General features: G+C 41.8%; 14 protein-coding genes. 6 read left to right on the top strand and 8 right to left on the bottom strand.

The window, feature by feature from the left end; translation table 11 throughout:
- Position 1: 1 nt before the first annotated feature.
- On the top strand, positions 2 to 883 hold the full coding sequence (locus IEY03_RS03460) for a putative ATP-dependent zinc protease (RefSeq protein ID WP_188839921.1): 882 nt from the start codon (positions 2 to 4) through the stop codon (positions 881 to 883).
- A gap of 667 nt (positions 884 to 1550) precedes the next feature.
- Here the strand turns inward: IEY03_RS03460 and IEY03_RS03455 are convergent.
- A complete protein-coding gene (locus IEY03_RS03455) occupies positions 1551 to 3056 on the bottom strand; it encodes a methyl-accepting chemotaxis protein (RefSeq protein WP_188839920.1) in 1506 nt (501 codons plus the stop codon).
- A gap of 445 nt (positions 3057 to 3501) precedes the next feature.
- Here IEY03_RS03455 and pheS point away from each other — a divergent pair, with 445 nt between their 5' ends.
- The 5 genes from pheS to IEY03_RS03430 all read left to right on the top strand — a co-directional run bounded on the left by pheS (position 3502) and on the right by IEY03_RS03430 (position 9180).
- Positions 3502 to 4485: a phenylalanine--tRNA ligase subunit alpha gene (gene pheS / locus IEY03_RS03450; protein WP_188839919.1), complete on the top strand. Its 984-nt coding sequence runs from the start codon at positions 3502 to 3504 to the stop codon at positions 4483 to 4485.
- Positions 4486 to 4499: 14 nt separating this feature from the next.
- Positions 4500 to 6887, top strand: coding sequence for a phenylalanine--tRNA ligase subunit beta (pheT, locus tag IEY03_RS03445; protein ID WP_188839918.1), 2388 nt, complete (start codon positions 4500 to 4502; stop codon positions 6885 to 6887).
- A 3-nt stretch (positions 6888 to 6890) separates the two neighbouring features.
- A complete protein-coding gene (gene ihfA, locus IEY03_RS03440; protein WP_188839917.1) occupies positions 6891 to 7190 on the top strand; it encodes an integration host factor subunit alpha in 300 nt (99 codons plus the stop codon).
- 141 nt (positions 7191 to 7331) lie between these two features.
- Complete coding sequence (lpxM, locus tag IEY03_RS03435; protein WP_188839916.1) at positions 7332 to 8267, top strand: lauroyl-Kdo(2)-lipid IV(A) myristoyltransferase; 936 nt, start codon at positions 7332 to 7334, stop codon at positions 8265 to 8267.
- A 43-nt stretch (positions 8268 to 8310) separates the two neighbouring features.
- On the top strand, positions 8311 to 9180 hold the full coding sequence (locus tag IEY03_RS03430; protein ID WP_188839915.1) for a mechanosensitive ion channel family protein: 870 nt from the start codon (positions 8311 to 8313) through the stop codon (positions 9178 to 9180).
- 195 nt (positions 9181 to 9375) lie between these two features.
- Here IEY03_RS03430 and hisIE read toward each other — a convergent pair whose 3' ends face one another.
- From hisIE to hisD, 7 genes are all read right to left on the bottom strand, one after another.
- Entirely contained in the window at positions 9376 to 9999 is a 624-nt protein-coding gene (hisIE, locus tag IEY03_RS03425) for a bifunctional phosphoribosyl-AMP cyclohydrolase/phosphoribosyl-ATP diphosphatase HisIE (protein WP_188839914.1), read from the bottom strand.
- A gap of 26 nt (positions 10000 to 10025) precedes the next feature.
- Positions 10026 to 10799 (bottom strand): imidazole glycerol phosphate synthase subunit HisF, encoded by a 774-nt coding sequence (gene hisF, locus IEY03_RS03420; RefSeq protein WP_188839913.1) that lies wholly within the window; start codon positions 10797 to 10799, stop codon positions 10026 to 10028.
- Positions 10781 to 11518, bottom strand: a complete 738-nt coding sequence (gene hisA / locus IEY03_RS03415) for a 1-(5-phosphoribosyl)-5-[(5-phosphoribosylamino)methylideneamino]imidazole-4-carboxamide isomerase (protein WP_188839912.1) — start codon at positions 11516 to 11518, stop codon at positions 10781 to 10783. The genes hisF and hisA overlap by 19 nt, the downstream gene beginning before the upstream one ends.
- Complete coding sequence (hisH, locus tag IEY03_RS03410) at positions 11515 to 12144, bottom strand: imidazole glycerol phosphate synthase subunit HisH (RefSeq protein WP_188840035.1); 630 nt, start codon at positions 12142 to 12144, stop codon at positions 11515 to 11517. Before hisH ends, hisA begins: the two co-directional genes overlap by 4 nt.
- Before the next feature lie 33 nt (positions 12145 to 12177).
- A complete protein-coding gene (hisB, locus tag IEY03_RS03405) occupies positions 12178 to 13245 on the bottom strand; it encodes a bifunctional histidinol-phosphatase/imidazoleglycerol-phosphate dehydratase HisB (protein ID WP_188839911.1) in 1068 nt (355 codons plus the stop codon).
- A gap of 148 nt (positions 13246 to 13393) precedes the next feature.
- Positions 13394 to 14437 carry a histidinol-phosphate transaminase gene (gene hisC / locus IEY03_RS03400; RefSeq protein ID WP_188839910.1) on the bottom strand — a complete coding sequence of 348 codons (1044 nt, stop codon included), beginning with the start codon at positions 14435 to 14437 and terminating at the stop codon, positions 13394 to 13396.
- A gap of 14 nt (positions 14438 to 14451) precedes the next feature.
- On the bottom strand, positions 14452 to 15741 hold the full coding sequence (hisD, locus tag IEY03_RS03395; protein WP_188840034.1) for a histidinol dehydrogenase: 1290 nt from the start codon (positions 15739 to 15741) through the stop codon (positions 14452 to 14454).
- Between the last annotated feature and the right edge of the window lie 33 nt (positions 15742 to 15774).

Genomic DNA, 15774 nt, shown 5'->3' with positions numbered 1-15774 from the left:
CATGTTGAAAAGCATTATTTTATCTGTTGTTTTGTGTTTAAGTTTGACCGTAGCTCATGCTGCAGATAAGCAGATTTTAAAGCAAACTGAAATCATGACAGTCGAAAAGTCTGGTTTGATGTATCACGCTCGTATGGATACTGGGGCAGTTAATTCTTCCTTACACGCTGTTGATCTAACCATCATTGGTGGCGCAGCCAAGAAGATGAAGCAAAATATTGGTAAAATTGTTGAGTTCACAACAGAAAATGAGAAAGGCGAAAAGAAACGCATGAAGGCTGAAATTGTCAGTACTTCAACGGTAAAAAACTCCCAAGGAACAGAAACCCGATACATGGTTAATCTTGAAATTGGGTTTCCAGATGCATTAAAAAAAGTACACGTTAACTTACGCGACCGCAGCCACATGGATTTTAAATTATTAGTGGGGCGTAATTTCCTTAAAAAAGACTACATAGTCGATGTATCTGAAAAGAAAACAATAGGTCCGATTGCCAAGTTGAATATTAAGCAGGCCGATTTAATATACAACACACGTATTGATACTGGCGCCGTTGAGAATTCACTGCATGCAGTGAACTTGCGCATCGAAAAAGAAGACAAAACCGATATGGAAAATAATATCGGTAAAATGATCACTTTTACCACTGAGAATGAAAAAGGTAAAAAAGTTGATATCCGCACTAAAATTCGTGGTACATCACTTATTCGAAATGCTCAAGGTACTGAAATTCGTTACATGGTTCGCTTAAGTGTCGGTGAGCCAGGTCAAGAGTTTCAAGTCGATGTGAATTTAAAAGACCGCTCTAAAATGGGTCATAAATTATTAATCGGCCGTAACTGGTTACAAGGCCATTACATGGTCGATGTTTCGAAAAAATAATTATCACTCAATAAACGAGTTCAAGCCTTAATGGAAACATTAAGGCTTTTTTATTGGTTAAACCGGAGCCTTATTTAACTTTAAATAAGGCCGATGAATGAATCAAGTAAGTGGAAGTACTCAATATTCGTGCGCTGCTAGTCCAACTTTGGCAAACAAAGCGGTTGCTTTATCTATTGTTAGCTTAATGAAACTATTCATATTTCAATAAAATACTATCAGAGGTTCAAAGGGGAGTTTGATATACATTCATTATGCTGAGCGGCAGTTAGCTATACTTTTATTTATGAAGCTGTGACGTCAATGCCATTTATTTTTGACTAGCCAGTCACGCAGAATTTCATATCGAAACCAATTGTTGAAATAATAATAGAGGTCTTGCAAATCAAAGCAGGCAACACAGGAATTAACCGCATGATCAGCAGTTTCGCTTGGCGGATTTATCTGCTTGTAACAGACTTTATAGCGTGTTGTTGAGCCCAAATGTACAGAAAGCAAGGTAACCTCAATCCCTTTGTCTAGAGTAAATATGACTTTATTGAATGACTGGAAAAAACCGCATGACTTGTGTTAAATGAGCGGATAATTATCAGAATCGGCAAAGGACATATTTGATATATAAAAAAGGCGCCTAAGCGCCTTTGATGTCACTAACACATCGGTGTCATTAGAGTTTTAATCCAACTAATAACTGATCAAGTTGCTCTGCCGTTGCATGTAATTCATCGCAGCCGGATACAGATTGATTTGCCGATTTTTCGACATTGTGTGATTGATTACGAATTTCCATTAAATTGGTAGCGATTTCATTCGCTACTGCCGATTGCTCGTCAGCAGAAGTTGCGATTAACACACTCATTTCAAGGACGCGATTACTGTGATGAGCAATATTCACTAAGTCCTCACCCGTTTGTAATACGTGTTTCTTACCCTCAGATGCTTGTTCAACCGTACGTGACATTAATTGAGTCAGATTACGGGTTCCAGATTGCAGTGCTTCAATCATGGTTTTGATTTCGACTGTAGCAGATTGTGTTCTGCCTGCTAATGTACGCACCTCATCTGCAACCACAGCAAAGCCTCGGCCTTGCTCTCCAGCACGCGCGGCCTCAATAGCTGCGTTTAGTGCTAATAGGTTTGTTTGCTCAGAAATAGCATTAATGGTCGTCACTACAGCATCAATTTTGCTGGCATTATCATTTAATACACCAACAGCATTTGAAGCTTGACCAATTTCATTCGCTAAAACATCAATCGCATGCACTGTGGTTTCAATGTCTTTTGAGCCAGCAGAGACCTGGCTATTGGTTTCTTCTGTTTCACTTGATGATTGCTCAGCGTTTCTAGCCACTTCTTTTACTGCTGCAGTCATCTCTTCCATTGCTGTGGCCAATGAATCTAAATGCTGGCGCTGGTTAACCGCCATCGATTGACCTTCCTGAGCGGTTGATCTGAAGCCTGAAACAACGGTGCGAATTTGATCTGTTGCTTGAGTGATTTGCTTCACTAATGTGTGCTGACGCTCAACTAATGCATCAATGCTGATTGCTAAGATACTAAATTCATCTTTTACTTCGAAAAAGTTTAGTCTGCCTGTTAAATCGCCATTGGCCGCACGTTTCAATGCCATAACTGTGGTGTATAAGGCACCACCAACAAACGTCGAAATATAATAAGCAAAAGCAAAAAGTACAATGAGTAAAACCACCATAACAGCATAGGCTGCAGTGGTATTACTATCGTCTTTAATTAGCTGGTTTGGGGTCAGTTCACTGACAATCACTCTGTCATGGCTGTTCACACCACTTACAATACGAATTCTATTGCCTTGAATATCAACTCCACCACCTTGTTGAGCCAAATTACGAAGTTGACTATCAAGGCTATCAACAGTCAATAATTGGCTAGTGTTAGACAGTTGACTATTTAAATCATCTTTTTTGCTTTCATCGATTAGGTCGTAAGCATTATCTAAATAGTGATTGGCCTGAGTGATGAATTGCAGTTGATTCTGAATATTGTTAGAAATTAAGTTATTTGCATGTTGGTGATTTAGAAATATGGTTAATCCAATTATCATCAACATAGGAACTATAGCTAAAATACTAAATTTTGTTTTTAAAGTCATATGGATAAGATACTGGTCTATCCATCTAAATTTTACTTCTTTCATTCGTGCCTCTTATAGTATTGGGCTTGGTATTTAGCCTAGACAAGATATCAATCTATCGGTATCGGTTTGATTAACTTTAGCTTAAAAATCAAGGTTGAGCACATTTGCTTAATTAATAAACCAATAAATTGTATTTACGTAGATATTGATTGAGTGTACTCGTAGTTTTGCGTTTGCTCCACCAAATATGGTTGCCAGTATTAGCCGCAAATATTTTGCATTTCAAAAGTATCGTTAATCAATATTAGAGTTAGCTGACTAAAACCGCTTATAAGTGTCTAAATAGGTCTAGTAATCTGTTGGCTGCTAACGTAAAATTTGTCTCTTTTATTTTAATTGAACGAAAAATATCACTTAAGCCAGCTTAAAGGGTATTTTGACGTCTTACCTTCAAACATGATGGTAAAAATCGCATTAGTAATGCCCAGATGCAGTGGATGAATAAATGCAGCAGTTAACAGAGATCGTAGAACAAGCCTTAGCGGTGATAGAGCAGGCCAGTGATCTAAAGGCATTGGATGATATCCGTGTCGATTACCTTGGTAAGAAAGGTAAAATCACTGACATGATGAAAATGATGGGCCAATTAAGTGCAGAAGAAAAACCTGCCTTTGGACAAGCCGTCAACCAAGCCAAGCAAGCTGTACAGCAGAAGTTATCTGATCGTATAGAGGGTCTTAAGGCATCTGAACTTGAAGCTAAACTAGCTGCCGAGCAAATTGATGTGACTTTACCTGGCCGTACTATTGATAATGGTGGTTTGCATCCTGTAACCCGAACGATTGAACGTATCGAAACCTTTTTTGGTGAGTTGGGCTTTACAGTCAAAGACGGCCCAGAGATTGAAGATGACTTCCATAACTTTGATGCGCTAAATATTTCAGAACACCATCCAGCCCGTGCTGATCATGATACGTTTTACTTTAATCCAAAGGTCATGTTACGTACTCAAACTTCTGGTGTGCAAATTCGTACCATGGAGCATGAGCAACCACCATTGCGCATTATTTCTCCAGGTCGTGTTTATCGTAATGACTACGATCAGACCCACACACCTATGTTCCATCAAGTGGAAGGACTCATGGTTGCTGAAAATGTAAACTTTGCTGAATTAAAGGGCATTTTACATGATTTCTTACGTAACTTTTTCGAAGAAGATTTACAAGTTCGCTTCCGTCCATCTTATTTCCCATTCACAGAGCCTTCAGCTGAAGTCGATGTTATGGGTAAAAATGGCAAGTGGTTAGAAGTATTAGGTTGCGGTATGGTTCATCCTAATGTGCTTCGCAGTGTAGGGATTGATCCTGAGAAATACTCCGGATTTGCTTTTGGTATGGGCGTTGAGCGTTTGACCATGTTGCGTTACGGCGTAAATGATTTACGCGCCTTCTTTGAAAACGATTTACGTTTCCTTAAGCAATTTAAATAACGGAGCAATATTAGATGAAATTCAGTGAATCTTGGCTTCGTGAGTGGGTTAACCCATCTGTAAGTCGTGACGAATTATCACACCAAATTACTATGGCCGGTCTTGAAGTAGACGGTGTCGACCCAGTTGCTGCTGATTTTAGTGGCGTGATAGTGGGTGAAGTTGTTGAGTGTGGTCAGCATCCAGATGCAGACAAATTACGTGTAACTAAAATCAATGTCGGTGAAGCCGAGCTGATTGATATTGTGTGTGGTGCGCCCAATTGTCGTTTAGGACTAAAAGTGGCTGTTGCTATGGTTGGCGCTGTGCTGCCTGGTGACTTTAAAATTAAGAAAGCTAAATTACGTGGTCAACCTTCATTCGGTATGCTGTGTTCATATTCTGAACTTGGCATAGATATCGAAAGTGACGGCATAATTGAATTACCACTAGATGCTCCAATTGGTCAAAGTGTACGTGAGTTTTTAGATTTAGATGATGCCGTGATTGATGTCGATCTTACGGCTAACCGTGCTGATTGTTTGGGTATGGCTGGTCTTGCTCGTGAAGTGGGTGTATTGAATCGTCAAGCGGTTGTTGAGCCAACATGGCAAGCCGTTGAAGCGACGATTGAAGCGCCTATTGCCATAAATGTTGATGCTAAAGCAGCCTGTCCACGTTATTTAGGCCGTGTGGTTAAAAACATCAATGTTAAAGCTGAAACGCCATTATGGATGCAAGAGAAATTGCGTCGTAGCGGTATTCGCTCAATTGATCCAATCGTCGACATCACCAATTTTGTGTTGATTGAATTTGGTCAGCCAATGCACGCGTTTGATTTGAATACGCTTAATGGCGGTATCAATGTGCGTTTAGCTGATGGTGTTGAAAAGCTGACCTTACTGGATGGCAATGAGATTACCGTACCTAGCGATACCTTAGTGATTGCTGATGATAAACAAGCCATTGCATTAGCGGGTGTGTTTGGTGGCGAAGCAACCGGAGTCAGTGACACAACCAAAGATATTCTTTTAGAATGTGCTTTCTTCGCTCCGCTAGCTATCATGGGTAAATCTCGTCGCTTAGGCTTACACACAGACGCTTCACATCGTTTTGAGCGTGGTGTAGATCCACAGCTACAACACAAGGTAATGGACCGTGCTACCCGTCTTGTATTAGACATCTGTGGTGGCGAAGCGGGTCAAGTCATCGAAGCGCTTGCAAGCGAGCATTTACCGCAACCTGCTAACATTTTATTACGTCGTAGCAAATTAGATAAAACATTAGGCCATGTTATTCCTGATGCTGATGTAGTGGAAATTCTGACGTGTTTGGGGTTTAGCGTAACAGCAAGCAACACTGATTGGGCTGTGACAACTGCAACTTACCGTTTTGATATGGCAATCGAAGAAGATTTGATTGAAGAAGTTGCTCGCATCTACGGGTATGACAATATTCCAAATACAGCGCCACAAGCTGCATTAAATATGTCTGATCACAAAGAATCAAACATTCCACTTAAGCGTGTTCGTAACATGTTAGTGGCGCGTGGGTTCCAAGAAGCAATTACTTACAGTTTTGTTGATCCTAAAATGCAAGCCCTTGTTCACCCTGAACAAGAAACCATGATTTTGCCAAATCCAATTTCGACGGAAATGTCGTCAATGCGTTTGTCTATGTTTACCGGTTTATTGACTGCAGTGGGTTATAACCAGAGTCGTCAGCAAGGCCGTGTACGCTTATTTGAAACGGGTTTACGTTTTATTCCTGATGCAAATGCCGATGCTGGTGTTCGTCAACAAGCTATGATTGGCGCGGTGATCTCAGGGGTTCAGAATGATGAACATTGGTCAATGGAATCGAAAACTGTCGACTTCTTTGATTTAAAAGGTGATTTAGAAGCAATAATCGGCTTGACAGTTGCCGCTTCTGAATTTAGTTTTAAAGCAGCAACACATCCTGCGCTGCATCCAGGACAATGTGCTGAAATATTAAGAAATAATCGAGTCATTGGTCATATAGGTGCTATCCATCCTAGCTTGGAGAAGCCTTTTGGACTTAATGGTAAAACAATCGTTTTTGAGTTAGAACTGGACGCTTTATTACATGCCAGTTTGCCGCTAGCCCAAGCTGTATCTAAGTTTCCAGCTAATCGACGTGATATCGCCGTAGTTGTAGATAATAATGTATCTGCAATTGATGTTATTAATTTGATAAGAAAAGTTGGCGAAAATCAGTTGGTTGGCTTAAACTTGTTCGATGTATACCTAGGCAAAGGTGTAGAACCCGGCAAAAAGAGCTTGGCAATCGCACTTACGTTACAAGACACTACTCGTACGCTTGAAGAAAAAGACATTACCGCGACCATGGACGCTGTAATTTCTGCTCTGAAGACCGAGTTCAACGCATCGTTGAGGGATTAAAGTATGGCACTTACCAAAGCCGAAATGGCAGAACATCTATTTGAAACACTTGGCATTAATAAGCGTGTGGCTAAAGAGATGGTGGAGTCTTTCTTTGAAGAAATTCGTGAAGCACTCGAAAATGGTGAGCAGGTCAAGTTATCTGGTTTTGGCAACTTCGACCTTAGGGACAAGAATCAAAGACCGGGAAGGAACCCGAAAACTGGTGAAGATATTCCAATTTCTGCGCGCCGTGTTGTGACTTTCCGTCCTGGACAAAAGTTAAAAGCACGAGTAGAAGCCGCTAACGCTGGCAAGAAATAAATTCACAAGCTGAATTAAGCTTATCTGCTTTATGTAAAAAAATGAAAGAGCCACTCAGGTAGAGTGGCTTTTTTTTTGAAATTTGCCGTTCTAATTTTGCATGCTATGATCCGGTCGCAATTTTTTGATGAGGTTTTTCTTTTGGCTCGACAACAAAAACATTTTGATACTCGCTTTACCCTAGCGTTATTGCATCCGCGACTTTGGGGGACATGGCTGGCTATTTTTATATTATTTTTATTTGGCATTTTGCCTGCTGCCATCCGAGATCCTATAACCAGGCTATTGGCTAAGTTAGTTATGCGAGTTGCAACTAAACCCATCAACATCGCAACAATTAATATTAGAAAATGTTTTCCAGCATTAACGGATGCTGAAGTAGCGCGTTTAGTTGAACAAAATGTCGAGGCGTTTGTGTTAACCTTGCTGTCTCAAGCTGAGTTATTATTCCGCTCTGATGCACATATTCGGCGCCGGGTACAATTGCATGGTTTGAACCATGTTAATGCTGCTAGAGAAGCCGGTCACCCGATTATTTTTATCATGCCACACGTTTGGCCACTAGAGTATGCAGGCCTCAGGGTGAACATGGAGATCCCCATGGTCACTATGGCAAAAGCACATCGTAATAGTTTGTTTAATTGGTTAAGTAACCGTTTACGAAGCAGTCAGGGCGGTCGAGTTTATATGCGAGAAGCGGGTATAAGAGCGCTAATTTCTGAATTGAAAAATGATAATAGTTTCTTTTATTTGCCCGATGAAGACTTAGGCCCAGATCAAAGTGTATTTGCGCCATTTTTTAGCACTCAAAAAGCAACGCTTCCGGTAGTGGGTCGTTTGGCTAAAGCGGGTAATGCTAAAGTAATGGCTGTGCGTATTGGTTATGATAAAAAAGCCCGGGTATTTAATGCCACTATCTCAGCGCCTATCGATCCTGACACCATAGTCACAAAAGAAGATGAATCAATAGTGCTTAATCAGATTGTTGAGCAGGTGATTAATGCTTACCCTGAGCAATACATGTGGTTTTTAAAGATATTAAAAACCCGTCCTCCCGGCGAGGTCGAATTCTACTAAACTTATATTTGTAAAATGAGAATAAAACTAAGGGAACACCTTAATGGAATTTAACGATTTACTTTCCGCATTATCGTTTGTGGTATACACCTACGACAATCGGCCAATAACCTTATTACAAATCATTCAAGTACCGCTTTATATATTCTTAACGTGGTTGATTGTTACTCGATTAGGTAAGGTGATTGTGCGGGCGCTTAAAAAGCGTAATGTTAGCGCAGATGCCGTACATTTATTCTCACGCATGTATTTGGTATTGATGATTGCCATCTTGGCGATTACCAGTATGGATATTTTAAATATCCCCCTTACCGCATTTGCATTTGTATCTGGTGCGATCGCCATAGGTGTCGGTTTTGGCGCACAGAACATTATTAACAACTTTATTTCTGGTTGGATTTTAATGTGGGAGCGCCCGATCCGGATTGGTGACTTTTTAGAAGTCGGCGATGCCAGAGGTGTAGTTGAGTGCATTAATACTCGTTCAACCTTAATCCGTCGAAATGACGGAGTACACATGCTAGTGCCAAACAGCCAGCTGCTGGAAAACACAGTCACTAACTGGACGCTAATTGATAAGAATGCTCGTACCTTTGTGCGTGTCGGTGTGGCGTATGGCTCAGATGTACTGTTGGTGCAGAAGTTATTATTTCAGGTCTTAGATGAACGTGATGATATTTTGCCACACCCTAAACCTATCGTTCTGTTTGAAGATTTTGGTGATAATGCACTTATTTTTGATATGGTGTTTTGGGTCAATGCGGTATCTGAAACCGACATTCGCCGTCGCCGCAGTGAAATACGTTTTAGAATTTATGATTTATTCAATCAAAATGATATTTGTATTGCTTACCCTCAAAGAGATATTCATCTTGATGGTAATTTGACCATAAATCATAGCGATAAAAATTAATAAGTTGAGTTGGCAGCTGAGTTAAGTCATTAAAAAATGTGCTTTGACTCAGTTCGCAAATCCTTAGCATCGACTTGATAACGTATTTGTTCACTGAATTTATAGCAGGGTGAACCGAGATTTACATAAAAACATTCCAGCCGTACTTATCGTCTGGAATGTTTTTGTTTTCATGTTGCTATATTTGAATTGGGGTTACTTTATCGCTTTTGTATGTCTATCAAGTAAGTTTTGATTAATATCTGCCATCGACAAACCTTGATCTTCTAATAGCACGATTAAGTGATACATAAGATCAGAAGCCTCGTTAACCAATTCTTCTTTATCGTGGGTTGCCGCGGCGAGGGCCGTCTCCAAACCTTCTTCACCGACTTTTTGAGCAATACGTTTAGTACCACGCTCAAACAAGGATGCCGTATAGCTTGAATCTGCACTTTGTCCTTTACGCGAAATAATCACCTTGGTGAGATTATCGATAAAAGTATGTGCATTGCCATCAGGCCAGCAACTTTCTGTGCCTGTGTGACATGTAGGGCCGTTAGGGATCACTTGCACCAACAAGCTGTCATTATCACAGTCTTTATCAATCGCGATTAGCTGCAACGTATTGCCAGAGGTTTCGCCTTTAGTCCATAAACGTTGTTTAGAACGACTGAAAAACGTGACATTTTGACTGGTTAAGGTTTTTTCAAGCGCGGCTTTATCCATATAACCTAGCATGAGCACTTTGCCAGTTAAGTGATTTTGTACCACAGCGGGGATTAATCCGTCTTGTTTGTCCCAGGCTAGGCTTGCACTATCAAATGTTATTTGTGTCATCTTGACTCTCTTATGTTTGATACTGATTACAGTCGAATTGCAATGTTTTGGCTGTGTAGATACTGTTTTAATTCACCAATATCGATAATGCCTTTATGAAAAACACTGGCAGCTAAAGCCGCATCGACGTGAGCGAGTTCAAATACCTCTTTAAAGTGTGCCATGGTGCCAGCACCACCGGATGCAATCAAAGGCACATCACATATCGCGCGAACCATACTTAATTGCTTGATATCATAACCGCCACGCACACCATCTTGATTCATCACATTTAATACTATTTCTCCACAGCCGCGTTTTTGGACCTCTTCAACCCAATCCTGGGTAAACCATTGGGTATCCTTAGTGGCAGCCTCATCACCCGTAAATTGTTTTACTTTATAGCTGTTCGTTACGGCATCGTAGAAGGAGTCGATACCAATCACAATGCATTGGCGACCAAACTCGTCCTGTAAACGTGAAATAAGGCTAGGGTCTGACAGTGCAGGTGAATTGATTGATATCTTGTCGGCACCAAAAGCCAGCTTTTCACGAGCTTGTTCGATGGTTTTAATTCCACCGGCAACGCAAAATGGAATGTCAATTTGTTCAGCTACGCGACTCACCCAAGACTTGTCGATGACTCTGTCGTGAGCACTGGCGGTAATGTCATAAAAGACTAACTCATCAGCACCTTCGGCCGCATAACGCGCAGCCAAGGGGACGATGTCACCGACAATTTCGTGGTCGCGAAATTGAACGCCTTTTACTACTTTACCTTCACGGACATCAAGACAAGGTACTATGCGTTTGGCCAACATGAGATAGCCTCCTTGACGGAAAAGTTGTTAATCAGTAACGCTTTGCCAATAATAATGCCATTGGCTTTACTATCACGCACCGCAGCCACATCATCAAGGCTGGCAATACCGCCGGATGCTTGCCAACTAATTTTGGGGTAGGCAGTGCTTAGCTCCTGATATAAATCAGTATTAGCACCTTGTAAGGTGCCGTCGCGACTAATATCGGTCACTAAGGCATGTTGCAATCCTACCGTTTGATATTCAGCCACTAATGACTCTAACGATTTACCTCCACCAGTCTGCCATCCCGACACGGCAACTATTTTTTCGCCAGCGGCATTGATGTTGACATCCAATGCTAAACAAATCGCATCACTGCCATATTTAACAAACCAACTTTTAACCAGTTCAGGCTCTTTTACCGCTAAAGATCCAATGACTACCCGTTTTACGCCTAATGCTAATAGCTCTTTGACTTGTTCTTCGCTGCGAATGCCGCCACCCACTTGTATATCTGTGGTTAATCCTGCCACTAACTCACCAATTAAGGTTATCTGACGTTTAGCAGGATCTTTAGCGCCTGTTAAGTCAACAATATGAAGCAACTTAGCGCCTTGAGCTTGGTATGATTGCAGTTGGGCGAGGGGGCTTAAATCGAATGTGGTTTTTTGTTGATAATCGCCCTGGTATAAACGCACCACTTGACCATCAATTAAATCAATTGCTGGAATGATCATTGTGCTTTCCCCATATTTAAAAAGTTTTGTAAAATTTTTGCGCCTACGGCAGCGCTTTTTTCTGGGTGAAACTGCACCCCAAAAAAGTTACCTTTACCGATAGCTGCACTGAAGTTTTCACCATAGGTGCAACTGGCTAGGGTATATTCGCTAATGGGGGCACGGTAGCCATGAACAAAGTACACGTAACTTCCGTCTTCAATACCTTCAAATAAAGGATGGTCGCTCACGTTTATCTGGTTCCAGCCCATATGCGGAAGAGGCAGTCCTTTACTGTCTAAATCGCCAATGTCAGTGGGGACTAATCCTAAACAATTAATAGCTTTGCTATCGCGTCCACCATGTTCATTAGACACAGAAGCCAGCATTTGCATGCCTAGACACACACCCATTACTGGCTGGGTTAAACTGCATATTAAATCGACTAAGCCCTTTTGTTGTAACCCCGCCATTGCAGCACCTGCTGTGCCAACGCCAGGCAGTACTACTCTGGCGGCGCTACGAATAACATCAAAATCATCAGTTACCTTGATGTTGGCATTCAACCGTTCAAAGGCAAAGCGCACCGAGTTTAAATTGGCACAACCTGTATCGATAATCACGGTAAGATCATCATTGTTGTTCATTGAAGAAACCGCTAAATCTGTCACGTTAACTCCTTACAACACGCCTTTACTGGAAGGTAAAATGTCGCCTTCTACTTTCACTGCTTGACGCAGTGTACGGCCTAATACTTTAAACAAGGCTTCAACTTTATGATGGTCGTTGTCACCTTGCGAGCTAATGTGCAAGGTGCAGCGTAGTCCATCAGCAAATGAGCGGAAAAAGTGCGGCACCATTTCAGTGGCCATTTCGCCAACCATCTCACGCTCAAAATCGGCATTGAATTTGATAAATGGACGCCCAGAAATATCCATCAAGCATTCGCCATTAGCCTCATCCATTGGCAAACTAAAACCAAAACGCGCAATGCCTCGTTTGTCGCCTAAAGCTTGGCGAATCGCATCGCCAATAGCTAACGCGGTGTCTTCTACGCTGTGATGGTCATCAATTTCAAGATCACCATCAACATGTACGTCCATTTTAAAGTTGCCGTGGGTTTGAATTTGGTCAAGCATGTGATCAAAAAATCCAATGCCTGTTTCAATTTTCCCTTTAGATTGATTGTCTAAATCAATGGTGACTTTAATGTCAGTTTCTTTAGTGGTGCGAACAACTGTCGCTTGGCGGCCTTTACTTAATAACGCCTCACAAATGCTGTCCCAATCTAGATTTTGACGATCATATTGAAAGCTTTTTATGCCCATAGCATTTGCAAGCTCTACATCTGTGATGCGGTCGCCAATGACTGCTGACTCGGTAAAATCCACTCTACCTTCAGTTAAATAGCGTTTAACTAGGCCAAGTTTCGGTTTGCGACAACTACAGTTTTCATCATTAAAATGCGGGCAAATGACAACATCATCAAAGGTTACCCCTTGGCTTTCAAAAATTTGCATCATCATATTATGCGGAGCATCAAAGTCATCTTTCGGGAATGACGGTGTGCCTAAACCATCTTGATTACTCACCATTACCAGTCTAAAACCAGCTTTTTGCAGTTTTAATAACGCGGGGATTACCTGTGGTTCAAACACTAGCTTGGCTAGGCTGTCGAGTTGTTTATCAATTGCAGGCTCTTCGACTAATGTGCCATCTCGGTCGATAAAGAGGATTTTCTGTTTCATGCTGCCAACCTTAAAATGTGTAGGAATATTATTAGTTAATCTCAACTCGGGTTAAGAGGAATCAACGTGATTCTAAATATGTAATTGTTTCCAGTTAACGGTACAAAGCGCTGTTTAATAAGTATTTAACATCCCGAGCAGAGGTGACTTAGTTGCTGCTTAATAGCACTTCAACTAATTTGTCTGTTTGGGTGATAGAAGCAAAGCTAAACCGTATCGCATTGGCTAATCTTGGGTCTTTATACGCTCTGGCAACAATGCCATTGTCAGTTAATAATGTGGCGATTTTACTGACATCTTTAAACTGAGCTAACACGAAATTGCCGTTCGCATTGAGTACATTTGCCCCAATTTGAGTTAATACTTGCGTTAGTCGTTCACCTTGTTGATTAAGGCTGGCCACTTGTTGCTGCATTAACGTTATGCCATTTGAACTCAGTGCTTGTGTCGCTAATTCTGAAACAGGTAAGGGCACAGGGTAAGGCGCAATCACCAGCATCACTAAATCAATAATGGCTTCATTAGCTAGCATAAAGCCGCATCTAGCTCCCGCTAGTGCAAACGCCTTAGATAAGGTGCGTAACACCACAAGGTTAGGGTACTTTTCAAGTAAGTCTGCCACAGAATACTCTGGGCAAAACTCAATATAAGCTTCATCAATGACAACGATTGCTTGCGGCGCACTGATAATAGCTTGTTCAATATCGGCTTTGCTGATTATGGTTCCAGTTGGGTTATTAGGATTACAAATAAACACCAACTTGGCATTACCTATTTGCGTTGGCCAACTTTCAGGTAATTGATAATCGCCTGTTAAACTTAACGCTGTCACTCCCACGTTAAAGGTTGCAGCGCTGATAGCATACATGCCGTAGGTCGGGCCAAAAATAGCGATGCTGTCTTTACCTGGGATACAAAACGTGCGAATAAGTAATTCGATAGCTTCGTCTGCGCCACGACTAGCAATCAATTGACTGCTTGTCACGCCAGCATAAGCGGCATAAGCATTGATTAATGCCGGAGGCTGACATTCAGGGTAACGATTAAGCTTGTCTAAATCACTATTGTTAAACGGCGATTCATTAGCATTAATCCAAATGTCACCGCGGCCACCAATACGCCTTGCACTTTGATAAGGGGTTAATTGCAGTAACTCAGGTCTTGCGAGTTGTTTTACGTCAAATGTATTCATAGTGATTACCGTTACTATGCCAGGCTAGCTAAACGAATAGCCACCGCATTTTTATGTGCATCCAATAGTTCGTTTTCTGCCAAGGTCATTACCGCCTGACCAAGATTTTGTAACCCTTGGGCGCTAAGTTCTTGTACCGTAAAGCGGCGGCTAAAATCAGCTAAAGACAAACTGGAAACCGCACGGCTATACCCGTAGGTAGGTAATACATGATTGGTTCCGCTAGCATAGTCACCCACAGATTCAGGCGTATATGCGCCTAAAAAGACCGAGCCAGCGGCACGAATGGTATTGAGTAGCTCTCGGGGGGAGTCAGTTTGCACAATTAAATGCTCAGGCCCATATTGGTTTGACACCCGCACAGCTTGAGCTAAATCTGTTACCACCAGAGTGCGGCTACACTTTAATGCCTCTGCAGCAATGTCCTGTCTTGGTAACTGAGCAAGTTGAATAGACAGTTGCTGATTTACCGCTTGCGCCTGCTTTGCGCAATCAGTGACTAACATGACTTGTGAATCAACACCATGCTCGGCTTGTGACAGTAAATCCGCTGCGATAAATGCGGGGTTAGCTTTAGCATCGGCAATCACCAATACTTCAGAAGGCCCTGCAGGCATATCGATAGTGACACTGACGCGGCTATCTTGAGATACCAAACGCTTGGCTTCGGTAACGTAACGATTACCAGGGCCAAATATTTTATCCACTTTCGGAATCGACTCGGTGCCAAATGCCAAAGCCGCAATGGCTTGTGCGCCGCCAACCTGATAAATGTCAGTGATACCACACACTTTTGCGGCGTAAATAATGGCATCGTTGATTGGTGGTGGGCTGACTAATACACGCTTTTCACAGCCCGCAATTCTGGCCGGTAAAGCCAGCATCATCACGGTGGATATTAAAGGTGCAGTGCCGCCAGGAATATATAAGCCGACTTTTTCGATTGCTTCAGAACGTAACTCGCATCTCACGCCCGGCTGGGTTTCAATATCGACAGGCTTAAAAGCTTGCGCGTTATGAAAGGTCTCAATATTGGCCGTTGCTTGTGCAATAGCTTGTTTCACCTTGCTTGAGACTCTAGCGCAAGCTAAGTCAATTTCTTGCGCCGACAAAGCTAAATCATCAACTAATATGCCATCAAACTGTTGATTAAACTTAGTAATGGCGGCATCACCGTCTAATACGACTTGTTCTATAATACTTCTTACTTTTTGTTCAACGCTGTTGTCGCCAATCAAAGGTGAGCGTTGCAATGCAGCAACCTGCTGAGAAGTCGTTAAACCTTCCCAGTCAAGTATTTGCATCGGTGCGGCTGGTTGTGATGTTTGTGTCATTGG

It is taken from the genome of Shewanella aestuarii, assembly GCF_014647215.1.
GTDB lineage: Bacteria > Pseudomonadota > Gammaproteobacteria > Enterobacterales > Shewanellaceae > Shewanella > Shewanella aestuarii.
The sequence above is the reverse complement of the archived record's forward strand: the minus strand, read 5'-3'. Positions and strand labels throughout refer to the sequence as shown.

What these genes read in the sequence shown, in the direction of transcription:
- pheT (WP_188839918.1), top strand. Translation starts at nt 4,500, where the DNA reads ATGAAATTCAGTGAATCTTGGCTTCGTGAGTGGGTTAACCCATCTGTA.
- hisB (WP_188839911.1), bottom strand. Translation starts at nt 13,245, where the DNA reads ATGAAACAGAAAATCCTCTTTATCGACCGAGATGGCACATTAGTCGAA.
- hisF (WP_188839913.1), bottom strand. Translation starts at nt 10,799, where the DNA reads ATGTTGGCCAAACGCATAGTACCTTGTCTTGATGTCCGTGAAGGTAAA.
- IEY03_RS03455 (WP_188839920.1), bottom strand. Translation starts at nt 3,056, where the DNA reads ATGAAAGAAGTAAAATTTAGATGGATAGACCAGTATCTTATCCATATG.
- pheS (WP_188839919.1), top strand. Translation starts at nt 3,502, where the DNA reads ATGCAGCAGTTAACAGAGATCGTAGAACAAGCCTTAGCGGTGATAGAG.
- ihfA (WP_188839917.1), top strand. Translation starts at nt 6,891, where the DNA reads ATGGCACTTACCAAAGCCGAAATGGCAGAACATCTATTTGAAACACTT.
- hisD (WP_188840034.1), bottom strand. Translation starts at nt 15,741, where the DNA reads ATGCAAATACTTGACTGGGAAGGTTTAACGACTTCTCAGCAGGTTGCT.
- hisC (WP_188839910.1), bottom strand. Translation starts at nt 14,437, where the DNA reads ATGAATACATTTGACGTAAAACAACTCGCAAGACCTGAGTTACTGCAA.
- IEY03_RS03460 (WP_188839921.1), top strand. Translation starts at nt 2, where the DNA reads ATGTTGAAAAGCATTATTTTATCTGTTGTTTTGTGTTTAAGTTTGACC.
- hisIE (WP_188839914.1), bottom strand. Translation starts at nt 9,999, where the DNA reads ATGACACAAATAACATTTGATAGTGCAAGCCTAGCCTGGGACAAACAA.
- IEY03_RS03430 (WP_188839915.1), top strand. Translation starts at nt 8,311, where the DNA reads ATGGAATTTAACGATTTACTTTCCGCATTATCGTTTGTGGTATACACC.
- hisH (WP_188840035.1), bottom strand. Translation starts at nt 12,144, where the DNA reads ATGAACAACAATGATGATCTTACCGTGATTATCGATACAGGTTGTGCC.
- hisA (WP_188839912.1), bottom strand. Translation starts at nt 11,518, where the DNA reads ATGATCATTCCAGCAATTGATTTAATTGATGGTCAAGTGGTGCGTTTA.